The organism is Candidatus Ozemobacteraceae bacterium, from assembly GCA_035373905.1.
Taxonomy (GTDB): Bacteria; Muiribacteriota; Ozemobacteria; order Ozemobacterales; family Ozemobacteraceae; genus MWAR01.
The window spans coordinates 20,678-36,021 of sequence record DAOSOK010000021.1; the positions used below are offsets into that span (position 1 = coordinate 20,678).

General features: G+C 62.0%; 10 protein-coding genes. 3 read left to right on the plus strand and 7 right to left on the minus strand.

Annotated elements, in window-relative coordinates:
• Positions 1-49 precede the first annotated feature (49 nt).
• A complete protein-coding gene (locus PLU72_11715; GenBank protein ID HOT28849.1) occupies positions 50-1,288 on the plus strand; it encodes a DUF1015 family protein in 1,239 nt (412 codons plus the stop codon).
• An 86-nt stretch (positions 1,289-1,374) separates the two neighbouring features.
• Here PLU72_11715 and PLU72_11720 read toward each other — a convergent pair whose 3' ends face one another.
• The 7 genes from PLU72_11720 to PLU72_11750 form a co-directional block, all read right to left on the minus strand.
• The gene (locus PLU72_11720; GenBank protein HOT28850.1) at positions 1,375-6,072 is read right to left on the minus strand and encodes a tetratricopeptide repeat protein; all 4,698 of its coding nucleotides are present in this window, start codon (positions 6,070-6,072) and stop codon (positions 1,375-1,377) included.
• A 2-nt stretch (positions 6,073-6,074) separates the two neighbouring features.
• Entirely contained in the window at positions 6,075-6,266 is a 192-nt protein-coding gene (locus tag PLU72_11725) for a hypothetical protein (GenBank protein ID HOT28851.1), read from the minus strand.
• An 85-nt stretch (positions 6,267-6,351) separates the two neighbouring features.
• Entirely contained in the window at positions 6,352-6,642 is a 291-nt protein-coding gene (locus tag PLU72_11730; protein ID HOT28852.1) for a hypothetical protein, read from the minus strand.
• Between the two features lie 13 nt (positions 6,643-6,655).
• The gene (locus PLU72_11735; protein ID HOT28853.1) at positions 6,656-9,739 is read right to left on the minus strand and encodes an efflux RND transporter permease subunit; all 3,084 of its coding nucleotides are present in this window, start codon (positions 9,737-9,739) and stop codon (positions 6,656-6,658) included.
• Positions 9,736-11,067, minus strand: coding sequence for an efflux RND transporter periplasmic adaptor subunit (locus tag PLU72_11740; GenBank protein ID HOT28854.1), 1,332 nt, complete (start codon positions 11,065-11,067; stop codon positions 9,736-9,738). Before PLU72_11740 ends, PLU72_11735 begins: the two co-directional genes overlap by 4 nt.
• Positions 11,068-11,085: 18 nt before the next feature.
• Positions 11,086-12,645 (minus strand): TolC family protein, encoded by a 1,560-nt coding sequence (locus PLU72_11745; GenBank protein ID HOT28855.1) that lies wholly within the window; start codon positions 12,643-12,645, stop codon positions 11,086-11,088.
• A 14-nt stretch (positions 12,646-12,659) separates the two neighbouring features.
• Positions 12,660-13,211 (minus strand): TetR/AcrR family transcriptional regulator, encoded by a 552-nt coding sequence (locus PLU72_11750; protein ID HOT28856.1) that lies wholly within the window; start codon positions 13,209-13,211, stop codon positions 12,660-12,662.
• 254 nt (positions 13,212-13,465) lie between these two features.
• On the opposite strand from PLU72_11750, the gene PLU72_11755 reads away from it, so the two are divergent.
• Both PLU72_11755 and PLU72_11760 read left to right on the plus strand, forming a co-directional pair.
• Positions 13,466-13,936: a MarR family transcriptional regulator gene (locus tag PLU72_11755; GenBank protein ID HOT28857.1), complete on the plus strand. Its 471-nt coding sequence runs from the start codon at positions 13,466-13,468 to the stop codon at positions 13,934-13,936.
• Complete coding sequence (locus tag PLU72_11760; GenBank protein HOT28858.1) at positions 13,933-15,342, plus strand: TolC family protein; 1,410 nt, start codon at positions 13,933-13,935, stop codon at positions 15,340-15,342. The genes PLU72_11755 and PLU72_11760 overlap by 4 nt, the downstream gene beginning before the upstream one ends.
• The last annotated feature ends 2 nt before the right edge of the window (positions 15,343-15,344 follow it).

Below are 15,344 nucleotides of genomic sequence, written 5' to 3' on the forward strand. Positions count from 1 at the left end.
GTTTTCCCAAAAACAACATCGCTCGGCGATACTTCAAGGAGAAACAGGAATGTCAACGGTTCGCCCCTTCAAGGGCCTTCGCGCCCCCAAGGACATCGTCCCCAAGCTGGCCGCCCTGCCCTACGACGTGCTCAACTCGGAAGAGGCCCGCAAGCTTTCGGGCGGGAACCCATATTCGTTTCATCACGTGACCAAGCCCGAGATCGATCTCGACCCCACGATCGACCTGTATGACCCGAAGGTCTACGCCAAGGCGAAGGAGAACTTCGAGCTGTTCCAGAAGAACGGCTGGCTGCGCCACGACCCGACCCCGAATTTCTACATCTACAAGCAGGTCATGGACGGCCGCGCCCAGGTGGGCCTGATGTGTTGCTGCGCCGCCGACGAATACTGGAACGACACGATCAAGAAGCATGAGTTGACCCGGAAGGACAAGGAAGAAGACCGTCTGAAGCACGTCGACGTGACCAACTCGAACGCCGGCCCGGTGTTCCTCACCTACCCCGCCGTCGATTCGATCAACGCGATGATGGATGAAGCCATGAAAGCCGCGCCGGAATACGATTTCACGAGCGAAGACGGGATCCGGCACGTCCTGTGGGTCATCACCGACAAGGCCTGGCACGAGAAGATCATCGCCGAGTTCGCAAAGATCAAGACCCTCTACGTCGCCGACGGACACCATCGTTCGGCCGCCGCGGCCCGCATCGCCAAGGTGCGCCGCGAGCAGAACCCGAAACACACCGGCAACGAGGAATACAATTTTTTCCTGGCCGTTCTCTTTCCACACAACCATCTATACATCATGGATTATAATCGTGCGGTCAAAGATCTGAACGGCATGACGCAGGAGCAGTTCCTGGCCAAGGTCGGCGAGAAGTTCACCGTCGAGAAGACGACCGAGAAGAAGCCCGCGAAGGCCACCTGCTTCGGGATGTATCTGAAGGGTCAGTGGTACAGGCTGACAGCGAAGGCCGGCTCGTTCGACCCGAAGGATCCGATCGGCTGTCTCGACGTCTCGATCCTGCAGAACAATCTGCTGGCGCCGCTTCTGGGAATCGGCGATCCGCGCACCGACAAGCGCGTAGACTTCATCGGCGGCATCCGCGGCGTGAAGGAACTGGAACGAATCGTCGACGAGGGGACGTTCGCGGTCGCCTTCTCGATGTTCCCCACCTCGATCACCCAGTTGATGAACATCGCCGACGCGGGCAAGATCATGCCCCCGAAGTCGACCTGGTTCGAGCCCAAACTTCGCTCAGGCGTGGTGATCCACACCCTCGAATAAAGAACCACGATCAGCCTCCGGCATGCGTCGGGGGCTGATTTTTTTATACGATTCGAGCCTGTGGAAGAGTGAAGAGTGCTTTCGCGTCAGCGCAAGCTGGCGCGAATGTGCTCGAGAAGACGGGCCAAAACGTCGTTGGAGAGTTCGAGAAGTTCGAACGAGGCGGCCAGTTTCGCGGCCTCCTCGGCGGGGCCGAGGGCCTCGCGGGGCATGCTCATGTCGTTGGCGAGCAGCAAGGCCTGCTGTGTCAGGCATTCGGCGATGCGGGTTTTGTTATCGCGGGCGCGCCAGATTTTTTCCTCGTCGCGAAGTTTCTGCAGGGCTTTTTCGGGCTCGCGCCGGAGCCGATGGGCGTAGGCCTGGCCGGCGAGGCTGTGGGCGACCTCCTCCTGCATGCCGAGGTCGCGGCTGACCCGCTCATGCGCTTTGAGGCGATCGAGCAGAATCTGCGGGTCATCGTCGGGGCGTATGAACGAGACGCGTTGAATGAGGCGGTTCTGAATTTTCTTCCAGATGTCGTCGCACTCCGGGCCGCCGGAAGGGGAGGCGACGTTCGACTGCATGGTGTCGAGCACGGTGGCGATCTGGTCGGAAAGCGAAACCAGGCCGTGGGCGCGAGCCATGCCCCAGGCTTCCTTCATGAGGGTCACCGCTTCGCCCGTCCGGTCGAGTTTTCTGCCCATGAGCGACGCCTGCGCGGCGAGGGCTTTCGCAAGTCCTGATTTGAGCCCCATTTCACGGCAGATCGCTTCCTGCTCGCGGAAAAGCTGCATCGCGCCCTCGAGGTCGCCCTCGGCCTGGCGGATCTGCGCCTGGCGTCCGATGCAGGCCTGGAGGCCCGCCTTGATCCCGAGTTCGCGGCAGAGCGCTTCCTGCTCTTTCAGGAGTTTCATCGCCATGCGCAGGTCGCCGCGGGTCTTGTGGATGCCGGCCATGTATTCGAGGGCCCGTTGGAGCCCCGACTTGTAATCGATCAGGCGACAGATGTGCTCGACCTCGCTGAGGAGCGTCATGGCCGTGTCGAGTTCACCGCGCCGCTCGAAAATCGTCGACATGTTGCACAGCACGCGCTGAAGGCCTTCCTTGTGGCCGAGGTCGCGGCAGATCTTCTCGCCTTCCTTCAACCGGTCGAGGGCGCCGTCGACGTCGTCGCGGGCCTGCAGGATCACGGCCTGGCCGCAGAGAGAGACTTGGAGGCCTTCCTTGTAGCCGGATTCCCGGCAGATGCGCTCCTGTTCTTTGAAGAGAGCCATCGCGCCGTCGAGGTCGCCCCGATTGCGATGGATGACGGCCTGGCTTCCGATGGCGGCCTGGAGGCCCTCCCTGTAGCCGGATTCGCGGCAGACGGCTTCCTGCTGTTTGAACAGCGTCATCGCCCCGTCGAGATCGCCGCGGATCAGGAGGATGATGCCCTGGTTATACAGGGACACCTGAAGGCCGCTCCTGAGGCCGAGTTCGCGACAGATGGCCTCCTGTTCTTTCAGCAGTTCCATCGACCGCTGCCAGTCGCCGCGGGCGCGGAAGATCACCGCCTGGCCGCCGAGCGCGATCTGGAGCCGGTCGCGCAGGCCGAGCTCGCGGCAAATGCGCTCCTGTTCGCGGAACATGCTCATCGCGGCATCCACCTCGCCCCGGAAATACAGGATATGCGCCTGATGGCCGAGGGACACCTGGAGGCCGATCTTGATGCCGAGCTGACGGCAGATTTTTTCCTGCTCTTTCAGGAGCGCCAGGGCGCCGTCAAGCTCACCGCGAGCCTTGAGCACCAGGGCAAGCTGCTCGAGCACGCGCTGGAGCCCCGACCTGAGGTTGAGATCCCGGCAGATGCGCTCGCTTTCGCGAAGACGGACGATCGCCCCGTCGAGATCGCCACGGTCACGGCAGATCGACGCGGCGTTCCCGAGGATCCGGGGGAGTCCTTCGCGATACCCGATTTCGCGACAGACGCGTTCCGCCTCTTTCAACATCTCCATGGCGTCGTCGAGCCGGCCGCGGTCGCAGAGGATCACGGCGTGGCCGCAGAGAGCGATCGGCAGGCTTTCCTTGTTGTTGATCAGCCTGCAAAGGCGCTCCTGTTCCTGGAACAGGCGCACGGCCTCGTCGAGATCGCCGCGAATGCGCCTGATCGAGGCCTGGCCGCCGATGGTCACCTGGAGACCGTCGCGGTACGACGTTTCGAGGCAGATCGCTTCGGCTTCCTGATACAACTCGAGCGCGAGATCGATGCGGCCGCGGGTCCGGACGATCGAAGCCCGCTGGCACAGGGCGTCCGCGAGCCGCTCGCGATATCCGAGACGACGGCAGATCTCCTCGGACTCGCGGAGAAGGCGCAAGGCGCTGTCGAGATCGCCCCACGCCCGCAGGATCAGGGATTGCCCATGGAGCGCCCGCACAAGGCCTGACTGGCGGCCGATCGAGCGGCAGGTTTTCTCCTGTTCGGCGTAGAAGTTCATCGCGCCGCCGAGATCGCTCTGGGCGTAGAGATAGCTGGCCAGGTGGCCGAGAGCGACCTCCAGGCTGAAGGGGTCGTTCGATTCGCGGAACAGGCGCCTGCTCTCCCGACAATGCCGCACCGCCGCATCGTATTTGCCGCAGGAACCGGCGATGATCGCGCGGCGCAGGGACACGCGGGCCGCGCCGCCGCGGCCGCCCGGCACGGGGGATTCGGCCAGGGCGGCGAGAATTCCCTCGGCATGGGCGAATTCGCCCAGTGCCATATGCCATGCCGCTAGGGTCTCCCGACTGCTCCAGAGGGCCGATTCATCGTTCGCCGCCTGCAGATGTTCGATATGGCGGACCTGGAGGGCGATGGCCTTGCCCCAGAGTTCCGCCGAGGCGAGAATTGCGGCGAACGTGCCCAGATAGGGTTTCCATGCATCGGGTTCGAGCAGAATGCGGCTCGCCGCTTCGATGAGACGGAACGGAGAACAGGACTCGAGCCGTTGCCAGTATCGCAGGACCACGCCCGGTTGAATGCGTGCGATCGCGTCGAACCCGGCGGGGTTCGAGAGCAGGCGGTACAGAGATTCCCAGGCGCCGGTTTCGGCGAGATGCCAGGCCAGTTCCTCCCAGTCGTTCGCGTCCGGGCCGTGACGGAACGCGTTCTCGATGAGCCGCTGGCGGGCAGCCCGAATATGCGCGTCGCTCAGCAGGTATTTTCTGCGGACGGCTTCGGTCACGATCTCGTTCGAAAGGAGCAGCCGACCGCTCCGCTCGCAGAGGAAGGCCGCGAGCGACCGCCGAAGCGGCTGCCAGAGCGATTGGGGCAGCCGACCGCCGTCTTCGCCGGAGGCGAGCATCTCGAGCAGGCGCTCTTCGGGAATCCCGCGGGGGGACAGCGCAACCAGGGACAGCGCGTCACGAACGAGCAGGCATCGCGTATCGCGGCACTCAAGTTCTATTCTACTAAGTATTATATCAACGACGGCAAGCGGATCGGGCGTCGAAATGCACTCGTTCAGGAACCGGGCCGCCGAGCCGCTTGTCCCGAGACGGCGGGTCTCGTGAAGCAGGGTGACGGCGGTGAAGGGGAACGCGGTGCTTTCCGCCGCAAGGCTCCGTTCGCGCCATACGTGCGGTAATTCGATGCCGAGTGATTCCTCCCAGGCGTGAATCAAAGCGGCGCGGGTCTGCCGGTCAGGCTGAGGCATGGCCAGACTCGGCAGACCCCGGCGCTCGAACAGTTCGACGGGCGGGCGCCCCGGTCTCATCGCAAGCACGAACCGCAGGTCTGCCGGCCACGGGGCCAGCAGCCAGTCGATGCGGAAGACGCCTTCCGCGTCCGCCGCATGATGCAGGCCGTCGAGCACGATGACCGTCCTGCCGCGCGCCGCCGCGAGGTGCAGCCACTCGGGCCCGTCCATCCGCCACCCGGCTTCGGTTTCGGGCAGCGAAAGCGAGACGCCGATTCGGCGTTTGATGTCCCCGATGATTCGTTTCCAGATCCGGATGTCGGGCGGGTCGATGGAGGGGGTCTCGAGATGCACGGCGATGACGAGGGCACCGGGATGGTCGCGCTCGAATTCCTCGGCCCAGGCGGAGAGCAGGGCCGACGTCCCGGAACCGGGCTCGTTCAGGAACAGCAGCAGAGGCTGATCGCCTTCGGCGTGCGCCGTGAGACGGTCCATCGTTTCTCTGTGAGGGACGAAAACCTCGTGCCTCGCCCGTGACCAGGCGCGATCGTCCAAGGCGTCTCTCCCGGCAAAATCGAATGTTTCTGGCAGAAGCGCTGCGAAGGCGTGCTCGAGATCGGCATATATTTTTTCCGTTATTGTTTCCAGCTCGCCCTCGCACGATTCGACCAGGACACCCATCTCGCGGGCGACAGCCGCCAGGTCTTCCCTGCGCCTCGACGGGGCGCCGCCGTCGGCGCCCTGCCTGGCGACAAGAAAGAGACGCGGAGTAAAGACTTCAGAGCGCCGCTCCATGGCGCGGCGCAGTTCCAGTTCGGAGATCGAGGCGCCCTTGAACCTGGTGATCCAGGACTCGAACCGGAACGCCTCGGGCGGGATCTTCCTCGGGGCCGGACCGACGTCGTTTCCGACGATCGAGACGAAAAACGGGGCGCAGCGGTCGACTTCGTGAAGGGCCCATTTCAGGACAGTTTCGTCGGAATCGCCGCCAGGCGCACCGTCGCGAAGTTCGACGACGGTCAGAACGCAGCCCCGCTTTTCGGCCAGGCCGCGAAGCCAGGGCCAGACCGATGCGCGAAGAGCGGAACGCACGTCATCGAGTCCCGGGCCGAGGGCGCAGTACAGCCTGATTGAGCGGATCCCGTCTCGCATCGTCAATCCACCGGACCGAAGACACCCAGCCACGTGAAGAACAAAGCTATCGCAATATACAACGCCGCGGCGCCGGCATCCCCGAGGATGCCGCGCATGAACCGGGCCTTGTGGTGCTCCCAGAAGAAGGCCGGTTTCGTGATCGCGCCCCATGCGGTAAAGGCCGCCATCAGGACACATATCCATCTCATCATGGCAGGTTTCCCATCGATCCTCAGTCTCCGAATCGAATGGATTATACCGTACCACGGTCTGCAGAGTAAAAGCGGTTCCTTCCGCTCAGACCATTTCTTTCATGGCCAGCGAGAAGAGTTTCATGCCCTCGCGCACCGCACCTCGTCGGTATTCGCGCACCCAGGTCATCACCTTCGCCGCCTGGTCGGCGGACACGGCGATCAGGATCATGCTGTTATCACCCGGCCAGGTCTCGTCATTCAGCCGGGTTCCACCCCCTTTTCCCGAGCCCGTGACCGACGGCACGCACGTATACCCGGTCACACCGATGGTTTCGAACAGTTCGTGCAGCTCGTCCTGCACGGTGGAACTGCACACGATGATCAGGAATTCCATCACGTTTTCTCCTTTACGCCGGATGGTCCGCCGGCACGAGCCACCGACTGAACAGCGAGTACAGGATGGGCATCAGGAACAGGGTCATGAGCGTCGAGACGATCAAGCCGCCGATGACGCTCATTCCCATGGGGACCCAGATTTCCGATCCTTCTCCCGTCGAGATGGCCATCGGAATCATGCCCAGCACCGTCGTCGTCGTCGTCGACAGGATCGGCCGCAACCGGCTGATGCCTGATGTGACGAGGGCTTCCCTGAGGCCGATCTTTCGTTTGACGAGGATATTGATGTAGCTGATCAGCACGATGCCGTTGTTGACGACGATACCGATGAGAATCAGGAACGCCAGCAGAGACACGATCGAGATTCTCGACCCGACGATGACCAGGAACAGCACCGCGCCCATGAAGCCGAACGGAATGCTCAGGGCTATGATGAACGGCGCCAGCAGCGATTCGAACTGGGACGCCATGACCATATAGACGAGTATACATCCGAGTATGACCGCCTGCAGGAGCACCGAGAACGACTCGCGGCGCTGCTTTTCGTTCCCGGCGAATTTCCATGAGAATCCCGGCGGAATCGGCATCGATTCGATGATCGCCTTCGCGTCGTCGCTGACATCGCCCGAGCCGCGGCCGTAGACCTGGCCGGTGATCTGGATGTATCGCTCCTGCTCGTTGCGGGAGACGTTGGTTGGCCCGAGTTCGTTCGAGATGCGGGCGACGTTGTCGAGCCGCACCACCTGGCCGGTCGGACTGATCAGCGGAACCCGGTCGAGATCCTCGATCCGGTCGCGGTCTTCCGGCCGCAAGCGCACGACGATGTCGTATTCGTCGCCGCCCTCCTGGTATTTCACCGTGGTGTCGCCGCTGATGTAGGTTTCGACGGCGCTCCCGATGTCCGACACGTTGAATCCGAGCGTTGCGGCCTTTTCCCGGTCGATGTTCACCTGCAATTCCGGCTGGGCGAGGTCCTGGTTGATCTCGAGATCGGCGAGGCCGCGAATGGAAGACAGTCTCTCCTTGAGCCGGTTCGCCCACGCAAGGCCGGTCTTCAGGTCGTATCCATAGAGATTCAGGGTGAAACCGGCGCCGGCCGTTCCCATCATGTTGGCCATGGGATCGCCCGAGTCGAAGTTGACGGTGATGCCCGGAATCTCCTCGATCAGGGGGCGCAGATCCTGGATGACGGTCTTGACGCCGCGCCTACGCTTGTCTTTGGGAACGAGCATCACGCTAACCTGGCCGGCGTACGAAAAGTTCTTTGCGCCCGACATCGCGCCGCCCTGGCCCGCCGATTTTCCGTACCGGACCACGAACGTCTTCAGTTCGGGAACGTTCTTTTTCACGATCTCGGCGATTCGCTGCCCGAACTGGCCCGTCACCTCGAACCGGGTGCCCACCGGACACTCGTATTTGATCGTGATGCGGCCCTGGTCCTGGTCCGGCATGAAATCCACCCCGACCAGCTTCACCAGGCCCAGCGACAGCACGAAGCATGCCATCAGGCAGCCGACGGTTTTCCAGCGATGGTTCAGAAGGGTGTCAAGGGTTTTGCCGTAGATGCTCTCGATTTTCTCGAGGAACTCGAACCGTGTCTTCACGACGGCATTCCCCTGGACTTTCGCCGGCTTCAGGATCTTCGAGCACATCATCGGCGTCAGCATCAGCGCCGAGATCAGAGAGGCCGACAGCGCCATTGTGATGATCATCGCCAGCTGGCCGAACATGATGTTGATCAGGCCGGTCGTGAAGATGATCGGCAGAAAGATGACGATGGTCGTCAGCGTCGAGGCCATGACCGACGTTCCCATCTCGACGGCGCCGGAAATGGCCGCCTCGCGCGATTTGACACCCCGTTCGAGGTAGCGCTTGATATTGTCGAGGATGACGATCGAGTTGTCGACGACCATGCCGATGGCGATCGCGAGACTCGATAGCGATATCTGATTTAATGTATAATCGGCGAGATACATCAACAGAAATGTGATGATCAGCGAGGTCGGAATCGTGGTGCAGATGATCAGGCTTCCGCGGATGTCGCGCAGGAAAAACATGATGACGAAGAACACCGCGATGCCGCCCAGCAGGACCGAGTCGCTCAGGTTGTCGATCGTGTTCTGGATGAACTCGGACGTGTCCATGATCATCTCGAGTTTCACATCGGGAGGCAGTTGGGCCTGGATCTCCGGCAGGGCCTCGCGCACCGCGGCGGCGACGCTGACGGTGTTGGCGCCGGACTGTTTCTGGACCATGATGCCGATGCCGGGTTTCCCGTTGATGTAGAACGCGTTGGACTTTTCGAGGAAATCATCCCTGATCTCGGCGACGTCGCCGAGGCGCACGACGCCGGGTTTCGTCGCGACGACGACCGATTTGAGATCATCGACGCGGGTGAACTTGCCGGGGGTGCGCGCGAGATACTCGAACTGCCCCTGCTTGATGGTGCCGCCGGGGTTGTCGACGTTCTGATTCCGGAGCAGGCCGACGATCTGGCTTCCCGACAGTCCCGTGGCCTGGACGCGCTCCCGATCGAGGTTCACGAGGACGCCGCGCTTGTCGCCGCCGATCTGCAGGGCAGTGGCAACGCCGGGAATGCGTTTGAGGGCATCGACGATTTTCCGGTCGGTGATCTTCTCGAGCTTTTCCCAGCTTTCATTCGCCGAGACGGAGAGCATCACGACGGGAATCATCGAGGTGTTGAACTTAAAGATGAACGGCTTGTCGGCATTGTCGGGAAGGCGGCGCGCGACGAGATCGAGCTTGTCGCGGATGTCGTTCGTCGCCGCATCGAGGTTGATGCCCCAGTTGAACTTCACCGTGACCATGGAAATGCCTTCCATCGACTGCGACGTGATTTCGTCGACGTTCTCGACGGTCGAGACGCTTTCCTCGATCGGCTCGGTGATGCTCGACTCGATTTCCCGCGGGCCGCAGCCCGTATACGTCGTGATGATGGTGACGGCAGGGATCTCGAAATTGGGCATCAGGTCGACGCCCAGCTGGGTCCAGGAAAAGGCCCCGAGGATGATGGTGGCCAGAAACACCATCGTGGTGGTGACAGGCCATTTCACGCCATATATAGAGAGGTTCATTTATCCCCCTCCATCAGGACCGGCTTGACCCGGATGCCGGTCTTCACCAGCTCGGCGCCCTGGGTGATGATCAGGTCGCCCGGCCGCAGCCCTTCGAGGATCTGCGCGCGGGTTTCCTGGACGATGCCGACGCGAACCGGCTTGCGCACCGCCATTCCCTCGCTCGTGACGTGGATGACGGCTGTCTGGCCATTATGCGTGAGAAGCGCATCCTTGGGGACGACGACAGCATTTTTCTCGGTCTGGAGCGACAGGATGATCGTCGCATACATGCCCGAGCGCAGGACGATCTCGGGATTCTCGAGGACGACCTCGAACTGGCCCGTGCGGGTCTTCGAGGTGATGGCCGGGTAGACGCTCGTGACCATTCCCTTGAACTCGCGGTCGGCGAAGGTGTCGACCCTGACCGACGCCTCGGTTTTCCCGGCCTGGAGCTGCATCAGGTCTTTCTCGACCAGGCTGCCGACCACCTTCACGCGGTTCATCTGCTCAAGCCGGAAGATCGGCTGGGCGGGGTTGGCCATGGCACCGGCATCGAGCACGCGCATGGTGATGCGACCGTCGAAGGGGGCTTTCACGAACGCGTTCTCACGCTGCACCTCGGCGGCATGCAGGTTCGATTCGGCCTGGGCGAGCTGCGCCCTTCGGACCTTGAGGGTCACCTGGTTCGAGCGGATGGAGTCTTCCGCCTGGCGGATATTGGTTTCGGCCGAGACGTTCTGGGCATCCGCCGCATCATACTGGGTCCTGACGTCATCGAGCTGCTGCTCGGAAACCGCCCCTTCCCGGAACAGTTCTTCATACCGCTTTTTCGTCGCGGCCATGTTGACCGCCTTCGCCTTCGCGGCCGCCGCCTGGGCCTTGGCTGAGACCAGGGCCGACTCGGATGTCTTGACCAGCACTTCCTGAACCTCGACCGAGGCCCTGGCGACCGTCACGGCAGCCTGAGCCTGTTCGAGCTGGGCGTCCAGGATCCGGTGGTCGATCTCGGCAAGCACGTCGCCTGATTTCACCACCGAGCTTTCACGGACGTTGACCTTGATGACCTCACCGCCGATCTTCGGATGGATGTCGGCGCCCTGGTAGGAAAGGATCTCGCCCGAGGTGCGCAGCTGCTGACTGATGTCGGAGGAGATCACCTTCTCGACGATGACGGGCTGGAGTTTCGAATCGTCGGTCTGCGCCGAAGCGGGCGTGATGCCGGGCGTGCCCGGGAGCAGATAGAAAGGGAGAGGGAAAACGAAAGAAGAAGCCAACAGGGCCGTCGCCAGAAGCGACTTCGAGTATCCGCTCGGCGAGGCTTTCGAGAGCGCAGTCATAAATGACATATTATATATAGCTCCTTCTTATTTATTGGGTGCCCGGGCCAGGAGTTCCCGTCCGAGCTTGCCGGTTGCGAGTCTGTAGGCGGCATAGGCCTGGTGGTAACTGAAGATCGCCTGGAGATACTGGAGGCGGGTGGCGAGGTAGGCATTCTCGGCATCGAACAGCTCAACCTGGGTGAACAGGCCGTTGCGGTACCGCACGCCGGCGAGCCGAAGCGCCTCTTCCGCCTGCTTCAGCGCTTCCCGCTGCGCGCTCACCACTTCCTTCGCCGTCTCGATGTTCAAAGACGCCTGTTTGATCTCGATGTTCGCCTTCACGATGGCTTCCTGGAGGGCGTTCTCGGCGATGGCCAGTTTCGCGTGGGCTTCCTTGATCTTGCCCTTCCTCGAGCCGCCGTCGCTCAGGGTGAAGTTCGCCACGACGCCGGCTTTCCAGTAGCCCTTGCGCTCGTAATTCCCCATCGACGACTTCGACGAGGGGTCCTGCACGCCGCTCTGGCCGAACATGCTGACGATGGGCTGATTCTCGCTTCGGGCCGACGCGATCCCCTGGCTGGCGAGCTGAACCCCCAGCCGCTTCATGCGCACGTCTTCGCGCAGCTCGAGCGCTTCGGAAGCATCTTTGACCGGATCGATCTCCAGATCGACCATGAGAAGACGGTCCTTTGTAGTGAGAACCGTGTTTTCAGGAAGGTCGAGCACGTTCAGCAGGTCGAGGAACGCAAGCTCCCTCGCGTTGGTTTTCTTTCGAAGATCGCTGCATGCCTGCGCCAGGCGGACATCCGCCCGCAGCACCTCGAACTGGGACACCTGCTTCTGGCGGAATCTGGCGTTCACCAGCGCGTGGTGCGCCTCGGCGAGCTCGAGATCCTTCTGGCCCACGCGCTCCGCCTCGCCTGCGAACAGCCAGGAGAGCCACAGCATGGTAGTCTCGAGCAGGACGCTCTGCCGGGTCAGCATGAGACCGGCGCCGGCAACCGATCGGCCAAGGCGTGCCGACCTGAGGGCCGAGCGATCCTTCCCGCTGAGATACAGCGGCTGGGTCACTTCGACATAGGCTGCCTGAGAATCTTTTTTTCCAAGGTCGATCGTTTTTCCGCCCGAAATGGTCTTGGCCACGTCATCGACGTGCGACTGCTGGAAATTTCCGGTGAGCCTGGCTCCGGAGATTGCCCTGGCCTGCAGAACCTGGGCATCAGCGCTCTCGACCTGCTGAGCCGAGCCGATGATCGTGCGATTCCGCTCGAGCGCCAGGAGCAGCACCTGGGCAAGATGGATGTCCTCGATCTTCACGGGGCCGGACGACGTGTCGATGACGGGAAGATTCTTCAGACTTTCATAGAACTCGTTCATCGTCTGCTTCGGAACCACATCCTGGACGTCGCTGGAATCGGCACTTCCAGATTCGGCAGTCTGCGCCGGGGCATCGGCCAGATCGGGTGTTTCACTGGCGATCTCGCGAACATCGCCGGTCGGCGGTTCCCTCCGCTCCGTTTGTGCGATCGTCGGAGCGGTGATGCAGGTCAGCATGAAAAGGCCGCACAGGAGTGTTCGGAAAACCGGGGTTCGAATCGCGGACATGTGTTCTGCCTCCGTCACTTGTTGGGTCGTTTGCCTGACGAGAGCAGACTCAGTAGGACATCGCTGCATCTGTCGGCCGTCAGGGTGGGCACGTCGAACAACTGAAACTTCATGTTCAGGTCGAAAACCTGGTGGAAGATGATGGCCATCTGCATCGGGGAAAGGGTGTCAGAGAACTCCCCGCTTTCGATGCCTTCCTTGAAGAACACCGCAAAAAATTCAAGCCGTTCCCGCATCTTTTTCATCATGCGCTTAGCAAGGGATGAATCATGGCTCGTGGCGCGCTTGCGCAGGATGAACTGCTGGATCATCGGACCGTTGCGGGTGAACACGTCGATCTGGAGTTGGACGAGCTTTCGCAGGCGCTCGCGGATGCCGTCAGGGCCGTCGATGATCTCCCGTGCGCGCAACATCCATTTCTCGGAGCCGTCGAACATGCACTGGATGAACAGATCATCCTTGCTCTTGAAATAGAGGTACAGAGTGCCCTTGGTGATATCCGCCTGCTTCGCGACTTCGTCGAGCGTGGTTTCGATACCCGATATCGTTGAACAGCCTGAGGGCAACCTCGAGAATTTTCGTCTTTTTCTCCTTCACCTGGGAACTGGCCACGATATCTCCTTTTGAAATCCGGCATCGAACGTGAATCCTGGCACTCTACGCGATACCGAACGATATATGACTGAACGGTCAGTCATAATACAGCAACGCCGGACAATATGCAATACCCTCGCGGTCGAAGTGACATTTCCAAGCCACAACCTTGACAAACACAGGAAATTATTATTTCATACGTAAACTTTTTAGAGGCGAACTATTTATGTCGAAAGATTCCGTCGAGCTGTTCCATTCCCTGATCCAGACGACCAAGACCGTCGTGCGAAGCGTGTTCGCGGGCAGCGGTCTCGGCCCCCACACCGGCCTGACCGGGCCCCAGTTCGGATTGCTGGCCACACTCCATCGCAAAGGGCCGCTTTCCCCTTCGGAAATGTGCGAAATCATGATGGTGACCCCCGCCAACATCACGGGCATGATCTCCCGCCTGAAAAAACTCGGGCTCGTCGAGCGGCGGCGCCTGAGCAGCGACAGGCGCTGTCTGAAAATCGATCTCTCCCCGCAGGGCCGGGAAAAGATCGTAAGCCTTATCCCCATCTGGCAGAAATCGGCCGACTCGTGTTTCTCACGGTTCCCGGCCGGCCAGCGGCGCGCGCTCATCGACCTTCTCGAGACGTTCCGCGAATCCGTCATCGCATCATCCCATGCAACCGCCCACTCAGGAGGGGACGAATGACACACTCATCTCACAAACGGTCCATCCATGCGTTTTTCCTGCTTTTTCTCGCCACCGGCGCGCTCGTGCGGGCCGAAGACGCGCCCCCTGGAACTCCGAACCACCAGCATCCCGCATCGATGACCATTCCGATGGAAGCAGTCGAGACGGGGCACGGCGCATTCGTCGCGATTCCGCCCGAACTCACGCTCGAGGACTGCCTGAAGCTCGCCGCCGGGAACAACCGCACCGTTCTCGCCAGTCGCGCACGCACATCGGCGGGACGCGCGAAGGCGAACCAGGTGTTTCGCACCCAGTTGCCGAACGCCAGTGTGTCGGCCCAGGACACGAAATACCGGGAACCCACCTCCCCCACCCTCAGCGACCGACAGGATGCGCAGCGGTTGTCCCTGACCGAGACATTCCAGCCGTTCGGCCGATACCGCTCCCAGAGCAGGGCGGCGAATGCCTCGGTCGACGCGGCCGTCGCCGACGAACGACGCACCCTGGTCGATGTTTCGTTCCAGGTATCGAAGGCCTTTTACGACATGGTTCTCGCCGATGACCTGATCCGGGTCGCCTCGGATTCGGTCGACCAGCGGCAGAAGCATCGCGACCACACGCAGCGGCTCGTCGACGCGGGAACGGCGCCCCGGTTCGACCTCCTTCGGGCGGAGGTCCAGTTGTCGGCGGCCCGCCCCGCCCTGATCAAAGCAGTTCACAGCCGGTCGACGGCTCTCGCCGACCTCCTTCACCTGCTCGGCCTCGATCCGTCGGCGCAGCCCGCCGTCGTCGGTTCGTTCCCGGCCGAGTTCCCGCCGCTCCCGCTCGATGAAGACCGGGCGATCCAGCTCGCCTGTGAACAGCGGCCCGATCTCGCTGCCGCCATGGCCTCTGAAGAAGCCGCCCGCCACCAGGTCAATGTCGCCCGCCAGGCGCTCCAGCCCAGCGTCCAGCTGAACGGCACCTACGAGCGCACCCGCGGGGCGCGAGCTCCGATCGGCAGCTACCGTGACAACTGGCTGACGACCGTCGGACTCATCTACCCGGTGTTCGACTCCGGCCTGTCGCAAGCACAGCGGGATGAAGCGAAAGCAGCCTACGAACAGGCCAGGCTCAGCACCGAGAATATCCTTTCCACCCTCCGTGTCGATATCCGCAAGGCCATCGCCGGTGTGAAGGAGGCCGAAGAGGTGTTCGCCTCCCAGGAGAAGAACGTCGAGCAGGCACAGGAAGCGCTCAGCATTGCGCAGGTTGCCTACGATACCGGTGCCAAAACGGCCCTCGACGTTCTCGACTCGGAAGTCGCCCTCACCCAGGCGCGCACCCTTCGAGCTCAGGCCCTTCACCAGCGCGCCGTCGCGATGGCTCAGCTGACCCGCGCCATCGGCCTCCTGCCGGAACCACTCCGGAACGCCGCTCGTTGACC